This is a genomic window from uncultured Reyranella sp., assembly GCF_945957355.1.
Lineage (GTDB): Bacteria > Pseudomonadota > Alphaproteobacteria > Reyranellales > Reyranellaceae > Reyranella.
On the sequence record NZ_CAMFKM010000009.1, the window covers coordinates 174726 to 190304 of the forward strand.

Annotated in this window: 14 protein-coding genes; 11 read left to right on the top strand and 3 right to left on the bottom strand. The window is 65.4% G+C overall.

Features of this window, described 5'->3' with window-relative positions; all coding sequences use genetic code 11:
• Positions 1-13 precede the first annotated feature (13 nt).
• From Q0Q48_RS16485 to Q0Q48_RS16500, 4 genes are read left to right on the top strand one after another with little or no spacing between them, the layout of a single operon-like run.
• A complete protein-coding gene (locus tag Q0Q48_RS16485; protein WP_295139787.1) occupies positions 14-769 on the top strand; it encodes an alpha/beta hydrolase in 756 nt (251 codons plus the stop codon).
• 39 nt (positions 770-808) lie between these two features.
• A complete protein-coding gene (locus tag Q0Q48_RS16490; RefSeq protein ID WP_295139789.1) occupies positions 809-2176 on the top strand; it encodes an ABC transporter substrate-binding protein in 1368 nt (455 codons plus the stop codon).
• A gap of 21 nt (positions 2177-2197) precedes the next feature.
• Positions 2198-3076, top strand: a complete 879-nt coding sequence (locus Q0Q48_RS16495) for a carbohydrate ABC transporter permease (RefSeq protein WP_295139791.1) — start codon at positions 2198-2200, stop codon at positions 3074-3076.
• Complete coding sequence (locus Q0Q48_RS16500; RefSeq protein ID WP_295139793.1) at positions 3073-3927, top strand: carbohydrate ABC transporter permease; 855 nt, start codon at positions 3073-3075, stop codon at positions 3925-3927. Before Q0Q48_RS16495 ends, Q0Q48_RS16500 begins: the two co-directional genes overlap by 4 nt.
• Positions 3928-4092: 165 nt before the next feature.
• Here the strand turns inward: Q0Q48_RS16500 and Q0Q48_RS16505 are convergent, their stop codons facing one another.
• The 3 genes from Q0Q48_RS16505 to Q0Q48_RS16515 form a co-directional block, all read right to left on the bottom strand.
• A complete protein-coding gene (locus tag Q0Q48_RS16505) occupies positions 4093-5385 on the bottom strand; it encodes an MFS transporter (RefSeq protein WP_366915292.1) in 1293 nt (430 codons plus the stop codon).
• A 65-nt stretch (positions 5386-5450) separates the two neighbouring features.
• Positions 5451-6746 carry an MFS transporter gene (locus Q0Q48_RS16510; protein ID WP_293869054.1) on the bottom strand — a complete coding sequence of 432 codons (1296 nt, stop codon included), beginning with the start codon at positions 6744-6746 and terminating at the stop codon, positions 5451-5453.
• A 147-nt stretch (positions 6747-6893) separates the two neighbouring features.
• Entirely contained in the window at positions 6894-8051 is a 1158-nt protein-coding gene (locus tag Q0Q48_RS16515; protein ID WP_295139892.1) for an ABC transporter substrate-binding protein, read from the bottom strand.
• A 192-nt stretch (positions 8052-8243) separates the two neighbouring features.
• On the opposite strand from Q0Q48_RS16515, the gene Q0Q48_RS16520 reads away from it, so the two are divergent.
• From Q0Q48_RS16520 to Q0Q48_RS16550, 7 genes are all read left to right on the top strand, one after another.
• On the top strand, positions 8244-9002 hold the full coding sequence (locus tag Q0Q48_RS16520; RefSeq protein WP_295139796.1) for an ABC transporter ATP-binding protein: 759 nt from the start codon (positions 8244-8246) through the stop codon (positions 9000-9002).
• Positions 8995-9699, top strand: coding sequence for an ABC transporter ATP-binding protein (locus Q0Q48_RS16525; protein ID WP_366915293.1), 705 nt, complete (start codon positions 8995-8997; stop codon positions 9697-9699). Before Q0Q48_RS16520 ends, Q0Q48_RS16525 begins: the two co-directional genes overlap by 8 nt.
• 7 nt (positions 9700-9706) lie before the next feature.
• Positions 9707-10588: a branched-chain amino acid ABC transporter permease gene (locus Q0Q48_RS16530; RefSeq protein ID WP_295139800.1), complete on the top strand. Its 882-nt coding sequence runs from the start codon at positions 9707-9709 to the stop codon at positions 10586-10588.
• Positions 10585-11514, top strand: a complete 930-nt coding sequence (locus Q0Q48_RS16535) for a branched-chain amino acid ABC transporter permease (RefSeq protein WP_295139801.1) — start codon at positions 10585-10587, stop codon at positions 11512-11514. Before Q0Q48_RS16530 ends, Q0Q48_RS16535 begins: the two co-directional genes overlap by 4 nt.
• Positions 11515-11625: 111 nt before the next feature.
• Positions 11626-12618, top strand: a complete 993-nt coding sequence (locus tag Q0Q48_RS16540) for an ionic transporter y4hA (protein ID WP_295139894.1) — start codon at positions 11626-11628, stop codon at positions 12616-12618.
• A gap of 89 nt (positions 12619-12707) precedes the next feature.
• Positions 12708-13442: an RraA family protein gene (locus tag Q0Q48_RS16545; RefSeq protein ID WP_295139802.1), complete on the top strand. Its 735-nt coding sequence runs from the start codon at positions 12708-12710 to the stop codon at positions 13440-13442.
• 52 nt (positions 13443-13494) lie between these two features.
• Positions 13495-15579, top strand: coding sequence for an adenylate/guanylate cyclase domain-containing protein (locus Q0Q48_RS16550; protein ID WP_295139896.1), 2085 nt, complete (start codon positions 13495-13497; stop codon positions 15577-15579).

Genomic DNA, 15579 nt, shown 5'->3' on the forward strand with positions numbered 1-15579 from the left:
CGTCGAGGATGTCGTGGCGCCGTGGCAGCGGCCGCGCCTGCCGATCCTGTTCCATCACGGGATCGGCGCCAGTGCCGGAATCTGGGCCGGGTGGCGGCCGGCGCTGGCCGATGCCTACCGGCTCGTCACCTTCGACATGCGTGGCTACGGTCGCTCGACGATCCCGGCGGAAGATTTCAAATGGTCCCTCGACCTGCTGGTCGACGACCTGTTTGCCGTGGCCGATGCCGCCGGCGCTGCGCGCTTTCATCTGGCTGGCGAATCGATCGGCGGGACGGTGGCGTTGGCGGCGGCGCTCGCCCGGCCGGAGCGGATCGCGTCGCTCACCGTCAGCAACGGCGCCCATCTCGGGGCTTCGATCCAGAGGGTTGAGGCGTGGCGGCGCCAGCTCGACGAAGGCGGCTCGAAGGGCTGGTCGGATGCCTTCCTGCGCGACCGCTTCCATGACGGCGCGCTGCCGGCCGAGCAGCTGGCCTGGTTCGCGGCCGAACAGGAGAGGTGGCAGCGGGCCTCGATCCTGAACGCACTCGGCGTTCTCATCGGGACTGATCTGACGCCGCGGCTGCCTGACGTGAAATGCCCGACCCTCCTGCTGCACCCCGACGGCAGCCCGTTCATCCCGGTCGGCGTTGTGGCCGAGTTGCTGGAGGGCCTGCCAGATGCCGAGTTGAATGTCTTTGGCCATTCACGTCATGGCCTGCCATTCTCGCACGCTGTGCAATGCTCCCGCGTATTTCGGTCTTTTCTCGACTCCCGCAGGGTGGACTGATAAGCAAGTTGTCAGACAACTAAGAAGGACGAGGGAACCATGAGACGGATTCTGGCCGGCGCCGCGGCGCTCGCGATCGCCTTTTCGGCGGCCCCGGGCTTTGCCCAGGAGAAGCTCAACGTCTGGTGGGTGAAGGGCTTCTACAAGTCCGAGGACGATGCGCTGTTCGCCGCGATCAAGAAGTTCGAGGCCAAGACCGGCGTGAAGGTCGACCTGTCGCAATATGCCGTGCAGGACATGATTCCCAAGACGGTGGCCGCCCTCGATTCCGGTTCGCCACCCGACATCGCCTATTCCGACACCTATGACGTGCAGGTCGCGGGCAAGTGGGCTTACGACGGCAAGCTCGAGGACATCTCCGACGTCATCGAGCCGATGAAGGACCGGTTCGCACCGGTCACCATCGAGACGGCCTATCTCTACAACGACAAGGCCAAGAAGAAGGCCTTTTACGGCTTCGTCCTGAAGCAGCAGACACTGCACATCCAGTACTGGAAGGACATGCTGGCGACGGCCGGCTTCAAGGAGAACGACATTCCCGGTACCTGGAAGGAATACTGGTCCTTCTGGTGCAACAAGGTTCAGCCGGCCTATCGCAAGGCCACCAGCAGCCGCGTCTACGGCATCGGCAATCCGATGGGCGTCGAATCGACCGACTCCTTCCAGTCGTTCCTGAGCTGGGTCGATGCCTACAACGTCAAGCTGGTCGACGATTCCGGCAAACTGCTGGTCGACGATCCGAAGGTACGTGAAGGCCTGATCGCCGCGCTGCGCGACTACACCGACATCTACACCAAGGGCTGCACGCCGCCCTCGTCGACGACCTGGAAGGATCCCGACAACAACGTCGCCTTCCACAATCGCACGACGATCATGACGCACAACTACACGATCTCGATCGCGGCCAAGTGGCTGGACGACGCCAACAACGAGCAGCTCACGCCCGAGCAGCGCGCCGCCGGCCGCAAGGCCTATGACGACCTGATCGCGACGGCCGGCTTTCCCAAGAAGCCCGACGGCACGGCGATGGTCTATCGCACGGCGGTGAAGGTCGGCGTCATCTTCCAGGATTCCAAGAACAAGCCGCGCGCGCGGGAGTTCCTGAAGTTCCTGCTCGAGGAGGAGAATCTCCGCCCCTATGTCGAGGGTGCGCTCGGCCGCTGGTTTCCGGTAACCAAGGCCAGCCAGGAGAGCCCGTTCTGGCAGGCCGACAAGCATCGCAAGGCGGTGTACGACCAGTTCAAGGCGGGCACGCTGCCGTTCGAGTTCACCAAGAACTACAAGTTCACCATCCTCAACAACGAGAATGTGTGGGCCAAGGCGATGAACCGCGTGGTGAGCGAAAAGGTCTCCGTCGAGAAGGCGGTGGACGAGCTGATCGCCCGCATCAAGGAAGTCGCCAAGTAACCTGCTTCCCAGAGTTCGCGTATGACGGCGACTACGATCGATACGGCGGTCCGCCGGGAGAAATCCCGGTGGGCAGGCTTTGGCCTGTCGGAGCGGCAGGCCTGGAGCCTGCTGTTCGTCGCGCCCTATGTTGCGATCTTCGTCGGCTTCGTGCTGTTCCCGGTCGGCTACAGCTTCTGGCTGGCGCGCAGCCCGCAGCTCTATATCGAACTGGCGGCCGATCCGATCTTCCTGCGGACGGTCGTCAACACCTTCGTGTTCCTGGTCGTCGCCATCAACGTGAAGATGGCGCTGGCACTCTTCCTGTCCGGCTTCTTCCTGCAGAAGCGCTGGTGGGTGAAGGTCCTTGCCGTCCTGTTCGTGTTGCCCTGGGCGGTGCCGTCGATCCCGACCATCCTGTCGGTGCGATTCATGCTCAATCCTGAGTGGGGCGTGATCAACCAGCTCATCTTCAGTCTGACCGCCGAAGATGGGCCGAACTGGCTGAACGATCCGGCGCTGGCGCTGACCTTCTCCATGCTGGTGCACATCTGGAAGTCGTTGCCCTTCTGGACTCTGATCCTGTTGGCCGGCCGGTTGGGCATCCCGGGCGAGCTCTACGAGGCCGCATCGGTCGACGGGGCGGGAGCCTGGCACCGCTTCCGCTACATTACCTGGCCGTCGATGAGCACGCTCTACGTCACCTGCACCCTGCTCTCGATGATCTTCACCGTGGGCGACTTCAACAGCGTGTATCTGCTCACCGGCGGTGGGCCGGCAGACCTCACCCATGTTCTGGCGACGCTCGGTATCCGCTACCTGCGCCTCGACCAGGTCGGCCTCGCCATGGCATCGATCGTCTGCGCGCTGCCGCTGATCCTGCCCCTCGTCTACTTCATGATGAAGCGACTCTCGCGATGAGCCCGCGCCGGCTGCTCAAGAATATCGGCTTCGAGGCCGGGCTGCTGCTGATCGGCATCCCGGTGCTGCTGTGGACGCTGATCCCGATCTACCACATGTTCCTGTTCGCGATTTCGCCCAAGGACGCGGCCTTCTCGGGGCAGCTCTGGCCGACCCATCCGACCCTGCGGAATTTCGAGACGGTGCTTTCCCAGAAGCACCATTTCCTCAATCATTTCTGGCTGCAGATGTTCAACTCGCTGGTCATCTCGGTCGGCACGGCGGCGATCACGCTGTTCGTGGCGACCGCGGCGGCCTTCGCGATCAGCCGGCTGCGCATGAAGGGGGGCCGCATGGTGATGAACCTGGCCCTGCTCACCTATTTCATCCCGGCCGCGTTCCTCGCCGTGCCCATGTACAAGACCATGGGCATGTACGGGTTGCTGAACAACGACTGGGCACTCGTTCTGGCCATGGCGACCATCGCTTCGCCGTACGCAATCTGGATCCTGCGCCAGGCGTCGGACAAGCTGCCGGTCGAACTCGACGAGGCGGCAATGATCGACGGCGCCTCGCCGTTCCAGCTCTTCCGCATGATCTACCTGCCGCTGATGGTGCCGTCGCTGATCGCCGTCGGCACCTATGCGCTGCTGCTGGCGTGGAACGAATATCTCTATGCGTTCCTGCTGCTCTCCAAGAACACGGCCATCACCCTGCCGGTGGCGCTGGGCAACTTCCTCTCGGCTGACGATTCGCCGTGGGAACTGCTGATGACGGCGGGCTTTCTCTACGCGCTGCCGCCGGCGGCGATCTACTACGCCTTCCGCCGCTACATGTCGTCGGGCCTGACGGCCGGCGCGGTGAAGGGATGACATCGTGCCCTGAGGTCGAGCGCCTCACGTGGGGACGGAGGCGCATGCCGTCGAGCCTGGTCGGGATCGAACAGTGATCGACAGCGCGATCGACGATGGAAGCCGCCGGACTCGCGCAGCGGCCACGGCGTCATCGTCAAGCGCGAGCAGCTGTTTCGATCGGGCTCAGGCGCGGGCGGGCTGAAGGGGAACGCCCGAGACGGCATGCGCGGCCAGCCGCTTGCGATCCTTTTCGGGGCGGATGAAGAGCAGGCCGACGAAGCCGCCGACGAGCAGCAGTCCGCCGAGAATGACATAGCCCTGTTCGTATCCGGCAAGGGGTGTCGCGGCATTCTGGATCATGGATCCCATGATCTTGGGCGCGAGAATACCGGCGAAGGTCACGACCGAGTTGGTGATGGCCAGCATCGCGGCGCGCTGCGGGTGCGGGGTGAGCTCGCTGATGATCATCGGCAGGACCACGTAGATCGTGCTGCCGATGGCGGAGCCAAACACCAGGAAGGCGATCTTGAGAGCGTCCGTCGGCATGGCGCCGACGAATGGGAGCGCGCACCCGCCGGCGACGATCGCCATGCACGGCAGCACGCCGCGACAGATGCGACTGGAGACACCCTTCTTCTTCAGGCGCTGTGAGATGTAGCCGCCGCTCAGAACGACCAAGGCACCGAAGACCCATGGCAGCACGGTGAGGTTGCCGCCGAGCTTCTGGCTGAAGCCGAGGCCCGCGACCAGGTACGACGTGAACCAGGTGAGGCCCAGCGCCAGACCCCAGTAGCTGGCGAAGCCCGCGGCGCAGACGGCGAGGATGGTGGGACAGGTGAGGAGGTAGCGATAGGGCACGCGCTCGTTGCCGTCGCCGGTGCTGACCGGCCGGTCGACCAGGGTGCCTTCGCGACCGAAGACCAGCCACAGCACGGTCCAGACAAGGCCGGCGATGCCGAGTGCCCCGAAAGCCCAGTGCCAGGAGTAGGTCCCGATGATCCAGTTGAGCAGGGGGACGGCGATGATGACGCCGAAGGCGGATCCCTGGGCGATGACGGCGGTTGGCAATCCGCGCAGGGAGTCCGGAAACCACTTGTAGATGGCGTGGGTCGCCACCGGGCCGGCCGGGCCTTCGCCGGCGCCCAGGATGACGCGGCACACGATCAGCGTCTCAAGGCTCACCATGCCCAGCATCGGAAACTGCACCAACGACCAGATGATCGCCATGACCAGCAGCGTGTGCTTGGTCTGTACGCGGTTGGAGATGAAGCCGACGACGATCGCCGAGACCGCGAACAGCAGGAAGAACGCCGAGCCGATATCACCGAACTGCTCGGGCGTCAGGCCGAGGTCACGGGTGAGGGGGACGGCCGCCAGTCCGACGACGACCTTGTCGGCGAAGTTGATCAGCATGAAGAGGAAGAGCAGGGCGGTCATGCCCCAGGCCCCCTTGAGGGGCCGGTCCTGGACGGTCACTTGGGTGTTTCTCCTCGGCGTCCTGTTGACCGGACGCGCGTTCCCATCTGACGGAGACGCCGCCGCTACGTCAAGGAATGACGGGACCTTTCGCGGTTCGCGACGCGCGCCGCCAATCTCTTGCGATCGACTTCAGGGCGAATGAAGAGCAGGCCGATGAGGCCGCTCACCAAAAGGAGGCCACCCAGGATGGTGAAGCCGTCGTCGTAGCCGGCGAGGCGCGTCGACGCGTCCTGAACGACGACTCCCATCGCGAAGGGCGCGACGACACCGCCCAGGGTCATGACCGAATTCACGATGGCCAGCATGGCGGCGCGTTGCGATTGTGGGGTCAGCTCGCTTACGACCAGGGGCACGACGACGAAGATCGTGCTGCCGATTGCGGTACCGGCGACCAGGATCGCAAGCTTGAGGTCGGGCACGGGCGTAAGACCGATGAACGGCAGGATGCAGCCGCCGGCCATGACGGCGACCGACGCGAGAGCGCCGCGGGAAACCCGGCTCGAGACGCCGCTTCCCTTCAGCCGCTGTGAGAGCCAGCCACCGGCGAGCACGACCACCAGGCCGGCGATCCAGGGCAGGACGCTGAGATTGCCGCCGAGCGTCTGGCTGAAGCCCAACCCGTCGACGAGGTAGGGGGTGAACCAGGTGAGACCGAGCGCCAGTCCCCAGTAGCTGGCGAAACCCGTGCAGCAGGCCGCCAGGATGGTGGGGCAGGTGAGGAGGTCGCGGTATGGGACGCGGACCTCGCCGTCGACATGGGTCGCCACCGGAGGGTCGACCAGCGTGCCTTCGCGGCCGAAGAAGAACCACAGGAGGCTCCACAACAGGCCTGCAATGCCGATCGCGCCGAAGGCCCAGTGCCAGGAATGGTGGACGATGATCCAGTTGAGCGCCGGCACCGCCACGACGACGCCGATTGCCGAGCCCTGCGCCACCACCGCCGTGGGGACGGCGCGCAGCGAATCGGGAAACCACTTGTAGAGCGCATGCGTGGCCACCGGGCCGGCCGGCCCCTCGGCGGCGCCGAGCAGGACCCGGCAGGCGATCAGCACCTCGAAGCTCACCAGGCCCAGCATCGGAAACTGCAGCAACGACCAGAAGATCGCCATGGCGAGCAGCGCGTTTCGCGCCGGGATGCGATTGGCGGCGAAGCCGACCAGGATGGCGGAGAAGGGGAAGAGGAAGAAGAACGCCGAGCCGATCAGCCCGAACTGCTCCGGGGTGATCTTGAGGTCCTCCATGATCGGCTTGGCGGCGAGGCCGACCACCATCTTGTCGGCGAAGTTCACGAGCATGAAGAGGAAGATGAGAGCAGTGATTCCCCAGGCCCCCTTGAGGGGCCGATCCTGAACGGCCACGCGACGCTTCTCCCCTTGCTCCTCGTGCGCATCAGATGGGATGCGCTGTGGGACGTCAAGGAATGGCAGTTCGAGAAACCTCGTCCCGTCGGGCATGAAAAAAGGGGCGCCGAAGGCGCCCCTTTCACTTCTACGATCCGCTGAGGATCAGTTCTTCACGAACGGGCACTTGCCGTCCTTCATCGGACGATAGGCCTCGGCGCCCGGCACCGTGGCGATCAGCTTGTAGATGTCGTCCTTGCTCTTCGACTCCGCCGGCGTCTTGACCTGGAAGAGGTACATGTCGCGCTCCAGGCGGCCGTCTTCGCGCAGCTTGCCGTTCTTGGTCATGACGTCGTTGACGGGAAGCTCCCGCATCTTGGCCATCACCGCCTTCGGCTCGTCGGTGCCGGCCGCCTGAACGGCCTTGAGGTAGTGCAGGGTCGAGCTGTAGACGCCGACCGTCAGCATGCTGGGGATCTTGTCCTTCTTGGCGCGGAAGCGCTTGGTCCAGGCCCGGGTTTCGTCGTTGAGGTCCCAGTAGAACGCCTCCGTGAGCACCAGGCCCTGCGCCACCGGCAGGGTGAGGGCGGCCACGTCGGTCGAGAAGACCAGCAGACCGGCGAGGCGCTGGCCGGCCTTGGTGATGCCGAACTCACCGGCCTGCTTGATCGAGTTGATCGTGTCCTGGCCGGCATTGGCGAGGCCGATGACCTTGGCCTTCGAAGCCTGGGCCTGCAGGAGGAACGACGAGAAGTCCTGCGTGCTGAGCGGATGCTTGACGCCGCCCAGGACCTTGCCGCCGGCCGCCGTCACGACTGCCGTCACGTCGCGCTCGAGCGCATGGCCGAAGGCATAGTCGGCGGTGAGGAAGTACCAGGAGTCGCCGCCATCCTTCACGACCGCGCCGCCGGTCACCTTCGCCAGCGCATAGGTGTCGTACACCCAGTGCGCACCCGTCTCGGAGCAGGCCGGGCCGGTCAGGTCGGCCGACGCCGCACCGGTGTTGATGTCGATCATGCCCTTTTCCTGGGCGATCTTGCGGACGGCGAGCGCCACCGAGGAGGTGCCGATGCCGGTGATCATCTTCACGCCATCGACATCGTACCACTTGCGGGCGATCGCCGCGCCGACGTCGGGCTTGGTCTGGTGGTCGGCCTGCAGGATCTCGATCGGACGACCGAGGACCTTCCCGCCGAAATCGTCGATCGCCATCTGCATGGCCTCGACCTCACCCTGGGTGAGATCGCCATACACGCCGGAGAAGCCTTCCATGACGCCGATCTTCAGCGGCTGAGGGGCCTGGGCCTGGGCGTAGGCGGCCACGCCGACGACGGCGAGACCGGCGACGGCCGCGGCCGCTCCGGCACGCCGGATGCTGGTTGTAAACTTCACGATTTTAATCCTCCCAATGTTTTCCCCGTTTCTAGTGGCCGAAATCTAGCCGCGGGCCGGGCGCGACGCCAGTGCTGGACAGCGACGCAAAGCTTCGATTAATTCGCGAGACAGGGAGAGCCGATGGCCAACGAAGAAATAATTCTCGAGGCGTCTGGGCTGACGAAGGAGTTCAAGGGCTTCATCGCGGTCAAGAACGTCAATCTGCGGATCCGGCGCCACACAATTCACGCGCTGATCGGGCCAAATGGCGCCGGCAAGACGACGTGCTTCAACCTGCTGACGCACTTCCTGTCGCCGACGGCCGGCCAGATCCATTTCAACGGCCGCAACATCACCGGCAGTTCGCCGGCCGCCATCGCCCGCATGGGGCTGGCCCGGTCCTTCCAGATATCTGCGGTGTTTCCCCATCTCAGCGTGCGTGAAAACGTCCGCGTCGCGCTGCAGCGCAAGTTGGGTATTTCGTTCCAGTTCTGGCGCTCCGAAAGCGTGCTTGGCAGCCTGGATGCACGGGCGACGGAGCTGGTGGCCGCCGTGGGACTTGCCGAATTCGCCGAGGCGCAGGCCGTCGATCTTCCCTACGGCCGCAAGCGGGCTCTGGAGATCGCCACGACGCTCGCGCTCGAGCCCGAGATGATGCTGCTCGACGAGCCGATGGCCGGCCTCGGCCAGGAAGACATCAAGCGCATCGCCGCCCTGATCCGCACCGTCTCGAAGGACCGCACCGTCCTGATGGTCGAGCACAACATGTCCGTCGTCGCCGACCTCTCGGACACGATCACCGTGCTGGCGCGCGGTGAGGTGCTGGCCGAGGGACCCTACGCCACGGTCTCCAAACATCCCGCCGTCGTCGAGGCTTATGTCGGAACCGGTCATGGCTGAGACCCTGTTGAAAGTCGCCGGCCTGCAGGCCTGGTACGGCGAGTCGCACATCCTGCACGGCGTCGATTTCGAGATCCGCCGTGGCGAACTCGTCACCCTGCTCGGACGCAACGGTGCCGGCAAGACGACGACCCTGCGCTCGATCATGGGCATCCTGGGCAAGCGCACCGGTTCGATCGCCTTCGACGGCAAGGAGACGATCGGCATGCCGTCCGATCACATCGCGCGGCTGGGCATCGCCTATTGCCCCGAGGAGCGCGGGATCTTCTCCAGCCTGAACGTCGACGAGAACCTGCGCCTGCCGCCGGTCGTCAAGCCGGGTGGGCTGAGCATCGAGGAGATCTACAAGCTCTTTCCCAACCTGCTGGAGCGGCGGACCAGCCAGGGCACGAAACTGTCGGGCGGCGAGCAGCAGATGCTGGCCATCGGCCGAATCCTGCGCACCGGCGCCACCCTGCTGCTGCTCGACGAGCCGACGGAAGGTCTGGCGCCGGTGATCGTCCAGCGCATCGGCGAGATCATCCGCCAGCTCAAGAGCCGGGGCTTCACCATCCTGCTGGTCGAGCAGAACTTCCATTTCGCGGCCACGGTCGCGGACCGCCATTATGTGATGGAGGACGGTCGCGTGATCGACACGATCGCATCGAGCGACGTCCAGCAGAGCATCGGCAAGCTGCAATCCTATCTGGGGGTGTGAGGCCGCCATGTTCGAACTTCTAGGCATTGCTCCCCAGGCGCTGTTCGGCCAGCTTCTGCTCGGCCTGATCAACGGCGCCTTCTACGCCATGTTGAGCCTCGGCCTTGCCGTCATCTTCGGCATGCTGAACGTCATCAATTTCACGCACGGCGCGCAGTACATGATGGGCGCCTTCGCGGCCTGGCTGCTGCTTGGCCTGCTCGACGTGCCGTTCTGGGCCTCGCTCGTCATCGCGCCGATCATCGTCGGCCTGTTCGGCATCGTGATCGAGAAGCTGCTGCTGAAGCGCATCTACCATCTCGACCATCTGTACGGCTTCCTGCTGACCTTCGGCCTCGCGCTGGTGATCGAGGGGCTGTTCCAGTGGAAGTGGGGATCCTCCGGTGCGCCCTATCCCAATCCCATTCCGGGCGGCACCAACCTCGGCTTCATGTTCCTGCCGACCTATCGCGGCTTCGTCGTGGTGGCGGCGCTCGTGATCTGCCTCGCCACCTGGTACGGCATCGAGCGCACCAAGCTCGGCGCCTACCTGCGCGCGGCCACCGAGAACCCGACCCTGGTTCGCGCCTTCGGAATCAACGTGCCGCGGCTGATCACGCTGACCTACGGGCTGGGCGTGGCGCTCGCCGCCCTCGCCGGGGTGCTTGCGGCACCGATCCAGCAGGTTTCGGCCCTGATGGGCGTCAACCTCGTGCTGGTCGTATTCGCGGTCGTTGTGATCGGCGGGATGGGCTCGATCATGGGCTCTATCGTGACCGGCTTCGGCCTCGGCCTGGTCGAGGGCCTGACCAAGGTGTTCTATCCGCCGGCCTCCAACACGGTGATCTTCGTCGTCATGGCGCTCGTCCTGCTGATCAAGCCGGCCGGCCTGTTCGGGCAGACCAAATGAACGCGCAACGCCTCCTCATTGCCGTCCTGGCCGTCCTGGCGCTGGCCGCGCCCTGGTTCGCCTATCCCGTGTTCCTGATGACGGCGCTTTGCTTCGCGCTGTTTGCCTGCGCCTTCAACCTGCTGCTGGGGTATGTCGGGCTGATGAGCTTCGGCCACGCCATGTTCTTCGGAACGGCGGGTTACTTCTTCGGCCATGTCGTGAAGGCCTGGGACATGCCGCCCGAACTCGGCCTGTTGGCCGGTGTCGGTGGCGCCGCCCTGGTCGGTCTGGTGACGGGTGCACTGGCGATCCGCCGCCAGGGCATCTACTTCGCGATGATCACGCTGGCCTTCGCGCAGATGATCTACTTCTTCTGCGTCCAGGCACCGTTCACGCACGGCGAGGACGGGCTGCAGGGCATCCCGCGCAAGGCGTTGCTGGGCGGGCTGATCCCGACCAAGGACGACCGCGTCCTCTACTACGTCGTGCTGGCCATCTTCGTGTTCGGCTACTGCGCCATCTACCGGATCATCCATTCGCCGTTCGGCCAGGTGCTGAAGGCCATCCGCGACAACGAACAGCGCGCCCAGTCGCTGGGCTACGAGGCCGACCGCTACAAGTTGCTGGCCTTCGTTCTGTCGGCGGCGCTGGCCGGCCTCGCCGGCTCGACCAAGGCCATGGTGCTTCAGTTCGCTACCCTGACCGACGTGAGCGCGGCGATGTCGGGCGAGGTCGTGCTGATGGCGCTGGTCGGCGGCCTGGGCACGATCGTCGGTCCGGTGGTCGGCGCCTTCATCATCATCACGATGCAGAACTACCTCGCCGCGACCGGCGAGTTCGTGCTGGTGATCCAGGGCGCCATCTTCGTGGTCATCGTGCTCGCCTTCCGCAAGGGCGTGGTCGGCGAACTCGCGGAGTGGTGGAAGCGGCGACAGGCACGCTGAGCGATGGCGGGCGCGCGCAAGCACCTCCACTGGCGGCTGGTGCCCGCGGCCGGCCTCATCGTAGCCCTGATCATCTCTTTTTTTATTGCCCGCGGATCGCTGCCGCCGGCGATGGCAACTGCGCTGCCCGTCGTCGAGCTGGCCGTGCTGATGGCAACGGTCTTCTCCTCGGTCCATCACGCCGACGTCATCGCGCACCGGCTGGGCGAACCCTACGGCACGCTCGTCCTGACGGTGGCCGTGACGGTGATCGAGGTCGCGCTGATCCTGTCCATCATGCTGGCGGGCGACGGCAATGCAGGCCTCGCGCGCGAGACCGTGTTCTCGGTGATCATGGTCGTCTGCAACGGCATGGTCGGCCTCTGCCTGATCGTGGGCGGCCTGCGCTATGGCGAGCAGGGATTCCGCCTGCCCGGTGCCAACGCCTATCTCGTCGTGCTGATGCCGCTGGCCACGCTCACCCTGATCCTGCCCACCTACACCACCAGCGCGCCGGGTCCGCTCTACTCGCCGATCCAGCTAGTGTTCGTGAGCTTCGTCACCCTCGTGCTCTACGGCGTCTTCCTCTACGTCCAGACGATCCGCCATCGCGACTACTTCCTCTCCGATTCCGGCGAGGACCATGGCGATTCCGGCGCCGGCCCCACGGCGGGGGAGTTCTGGGAGAGTGCGGGCCAGCTCCTGGTGGCGCTGGTCGCCGTGGTGCTTTTGGCGAAAGGCTTTGCCGGTTCCGTCGAGGCCGTCGTGACGGCCATCGGCGCTCCGCTCGATGCGGTCGGCCTGCTGGTCGCGCTGCTGGTGCTGTTGCCCGAAACCATGGCGGCGCTGCGGGCGGCGCGGCGCAACGAACTGCAGAAGAGCCTGAATCTGGCGCTCGGATCCTCGCTGGCCACGATCGGCCTGACGATCCCGGCCGTCAGCATGCTGGCCATGGCGCTCGGCCAGCCGCTCGAACTGGGCATCGACAGGCACGACGTCGTGCTGCTGGCTCTCACCTTCGGGGTCAGCCTCGTGACCTTCGGCGGCGGACGGACCAACATCCTGCCGGGCTTCGTCCACCTGGTCCTGTTCGCGACCTTCGTCTTCCTGATTTTCGTGCCGTGAACCCGCAGGAAAGCGGGGCGGGGAGGGGCCTTGCCGGCCGGCTCCTTTCGCGCGAAGAACGAGGCCGTACCCAGGGGGAAACGACCGACATGACCGAGCTTTCCGAAGACCAGCTGTTCGCCGAGCTGCGCAAGATCGACACGCCGACCATCACCAACGTGGTCGCGACCTACCCGAAAAATCCCCTCTGCCTCGGCCTTTACAATCCGTGGACCGAGAACTGGTACACCGATACGTCGATTCGCTGCATGTACCCGGAGATGGGCGCCATCATCGGCTATGCCGTGACCTGCGTGTACGGCCTGCCCGATCCGAACTTCGCCGGCCGGCTGACGTTCATGGACGTGGTCGACGCGCTCGACGCCATGAAGAAGCCGACCATCCTGGTCATCCAGCAGAAGTGGCCGCCCGAGCTGATGAACAAGGCAGGCCTCGCCGGCGAGATGATGACCACCTCGATGCAGGCCGTCGGCTGCGTCGGCCTGCTGTCGAACGGCCCGTCGCGCGACGTCGACGCGATCCGCCGCATGAAGTTCCAGATGCTGTTGGGCGGCGTCACGGCCGGTCATGGCGAGATGGCGGTGCAGTCGGTCAATGCGCCCGTGTCGGTCGGCGGCATGGACGTGGCGCCGGGCGAGCTGATCCACATGGACGAGAACGGCGCGGTGAAGTTCCCCGCCCAGCATGCCCGCGCGGTGCTGAAGAACGCCCAGGCGATGCTGGCCGACGAGGCCGAGAAGCTCGAGAAGATGCGCAAGGCCAAGTCCGCGGCCGAGATCCGTGCGATCAACTCCGGCGGCACGTACGGCGCCAAGAAGGGGTAGGGCGCTCCCGGTGCCGGAGGTCGTCGCCCAGTCACGCCCCATACGCTGGGGCCTGGCGGCCAAGCTGTTCGCGATCCTGCTGCTGCTGGGCGCCGTGGCGGTGATGATCACCGGCGTCCTGGGATACATCCGCGCCCGCGAGGCGCTGGAACGCGCGATCTTCGCCCAGCTCACCGCGGCGCGCGAGACCAAGGCCCATCAGGTCGAATCCTACTTCCGCACCGTGCGCAACGAGGTGCGCCTGCTCGCGGCCTCGAAGATGGTGGTCGACGCAACGCGCGGCTTCCGCGAGGCCGTCGACGAGTTGGACGGCAAGGAAGTGCCTGCGGACGTGAAGCAGTCCGTCCATGCTTGGTACGACACCCAGTACATGCCGATGGTGCGCAAGCTGCTCGGCAAGGACGTGAGTGCGGAAGAGTTCATGCCGATGACGGCCGCGCCTTACTTCCTGCAGGACCTGTACATCGTCAGGAATCCCCATCCCGAGGGGCGGCGCGATCTGCTCGACAACCCGGGGGATGGCAGCACCTACAGCAGGATCCACGCGATCTATCACCCGTTGATGCGGACCGCGGCCGCCACCGTGGGGTTCGACGATTTCATGATCGTCGACCCGCGCACCGGCCGTCTGATCTACTCGGTCGACAAGGATCCTGATTTCGCCACGTCGCTGCGCGCCGGCCCCTATCGGCAGTCCAGACTTGCCGCGGCGGCGGCGCGCTGTGCAACGGCGCCCGACCCGTCGGCCACGTGCCTCGAGGACTTTTCGCCGTACCTGCCGTCGGACGGCATTCCCGAGGCCTTCATGGCGGCGCCGGTGATCGACCAGGGGGTCGTGACAGGCGTGCTGATCGCGGAACTGTCGATAGAAGAGATCGACGCGATCATCACCGGTGGCCGCCGCTGGCGCAACGAGGGCTTCGGTGTCACCGGCGAGGCTGCTTTGGTCGGTCCGGATTTCCTCGTTCGGTCGAGCGGCCGGAATTTCTTCGAGAATCCTGCTGCCTATTTTGCGGAGCTCAAGGCAGGCGGCGCGTCGGAGGAGGACATCGCGGCCATCAAGCGTTACGGATCGCCCATCCTTCACCAGCATGCCGACACCGCTGCGGCCCGCGCAGCGATCGGCGGCGTCGAGGGGACTGGCCAGGTCATGGACCATCGCGGCATTGCGACCCTGGCGTCGTGGGGACCGGTCCGGATTTCCGGGGTGAAGTGGGGGCTGGTCGCCAAGATCGACAGCTCGGAAGCATTCGAGCCGGTGTACCGCCTCGAGCGGGACCTGTTGATCGTGGGGGCGATCGCCTTCCTCGTGGTGGTCGTGACGGGGGCCTGGCTCTCGCGCTCGCTGCTCGGCCCGTTGCGCGAACTCACCGCCGGCGTGCGCCGTTTCGCGGCCGGCGACCACGAGGCACACGTGCCGGTGCGGACACGCGACGAGATCGGCCAGCTCTGCCTCGCCTTCAACGGGATGATCGACGACATCAACCAGAAGAACGTCGTCATCGAGGCGAAGAACCGCGAGAACGAGGAACTCCTGCTCAACGTGCTGCCGGCACCGATAGCCAATCGCCTGCGTGGCGGCGAGCAGGGGATCGCCGACGGTTTCGCGGAGGTCACGGTTGCCTTTGCCGATCTCGTGGGATTCACGGCCCTGTCGTCGGAGATGCCTCCGGCCGACGTCGTCACCCTGCTGAACGGCCTGTTCACGCGTTTCGACGTCGCCGCCGGCGAGCTGGGGATCGAGAAGATCAAGACGGTGGGCGATGCCTACATGGCGGTGTGCGGCCTGCCGGTCCCGGTACCCAACCATGCTGAGCGCATGGTGCGCATGGCCATCCGCATGGTGCACATCACGCGCGAACACGCGATGGAGCACGGGGTGTCGATGAAGCTGCGCGTCGGTATCAACAGCGGTCCGGTCGTGGCCGGCGTCATCGGCAAGAGCAAGTACATCTACGACCTGTGGGGCGACACGGTGAACCTGGCGAGCCGCATGGAATCGGGTGGCATTCCCGATTCGGTGCAGGTCACGCGCCCTGTCTACGAGAAGCTCAAGGACCAGTTCGTCTTCGAGGCGCGTGGCGAGATCGAGGTCAAGGGGAAAGGCAAAGTCGAGGCTTGGGTGCTGAGACTCTGA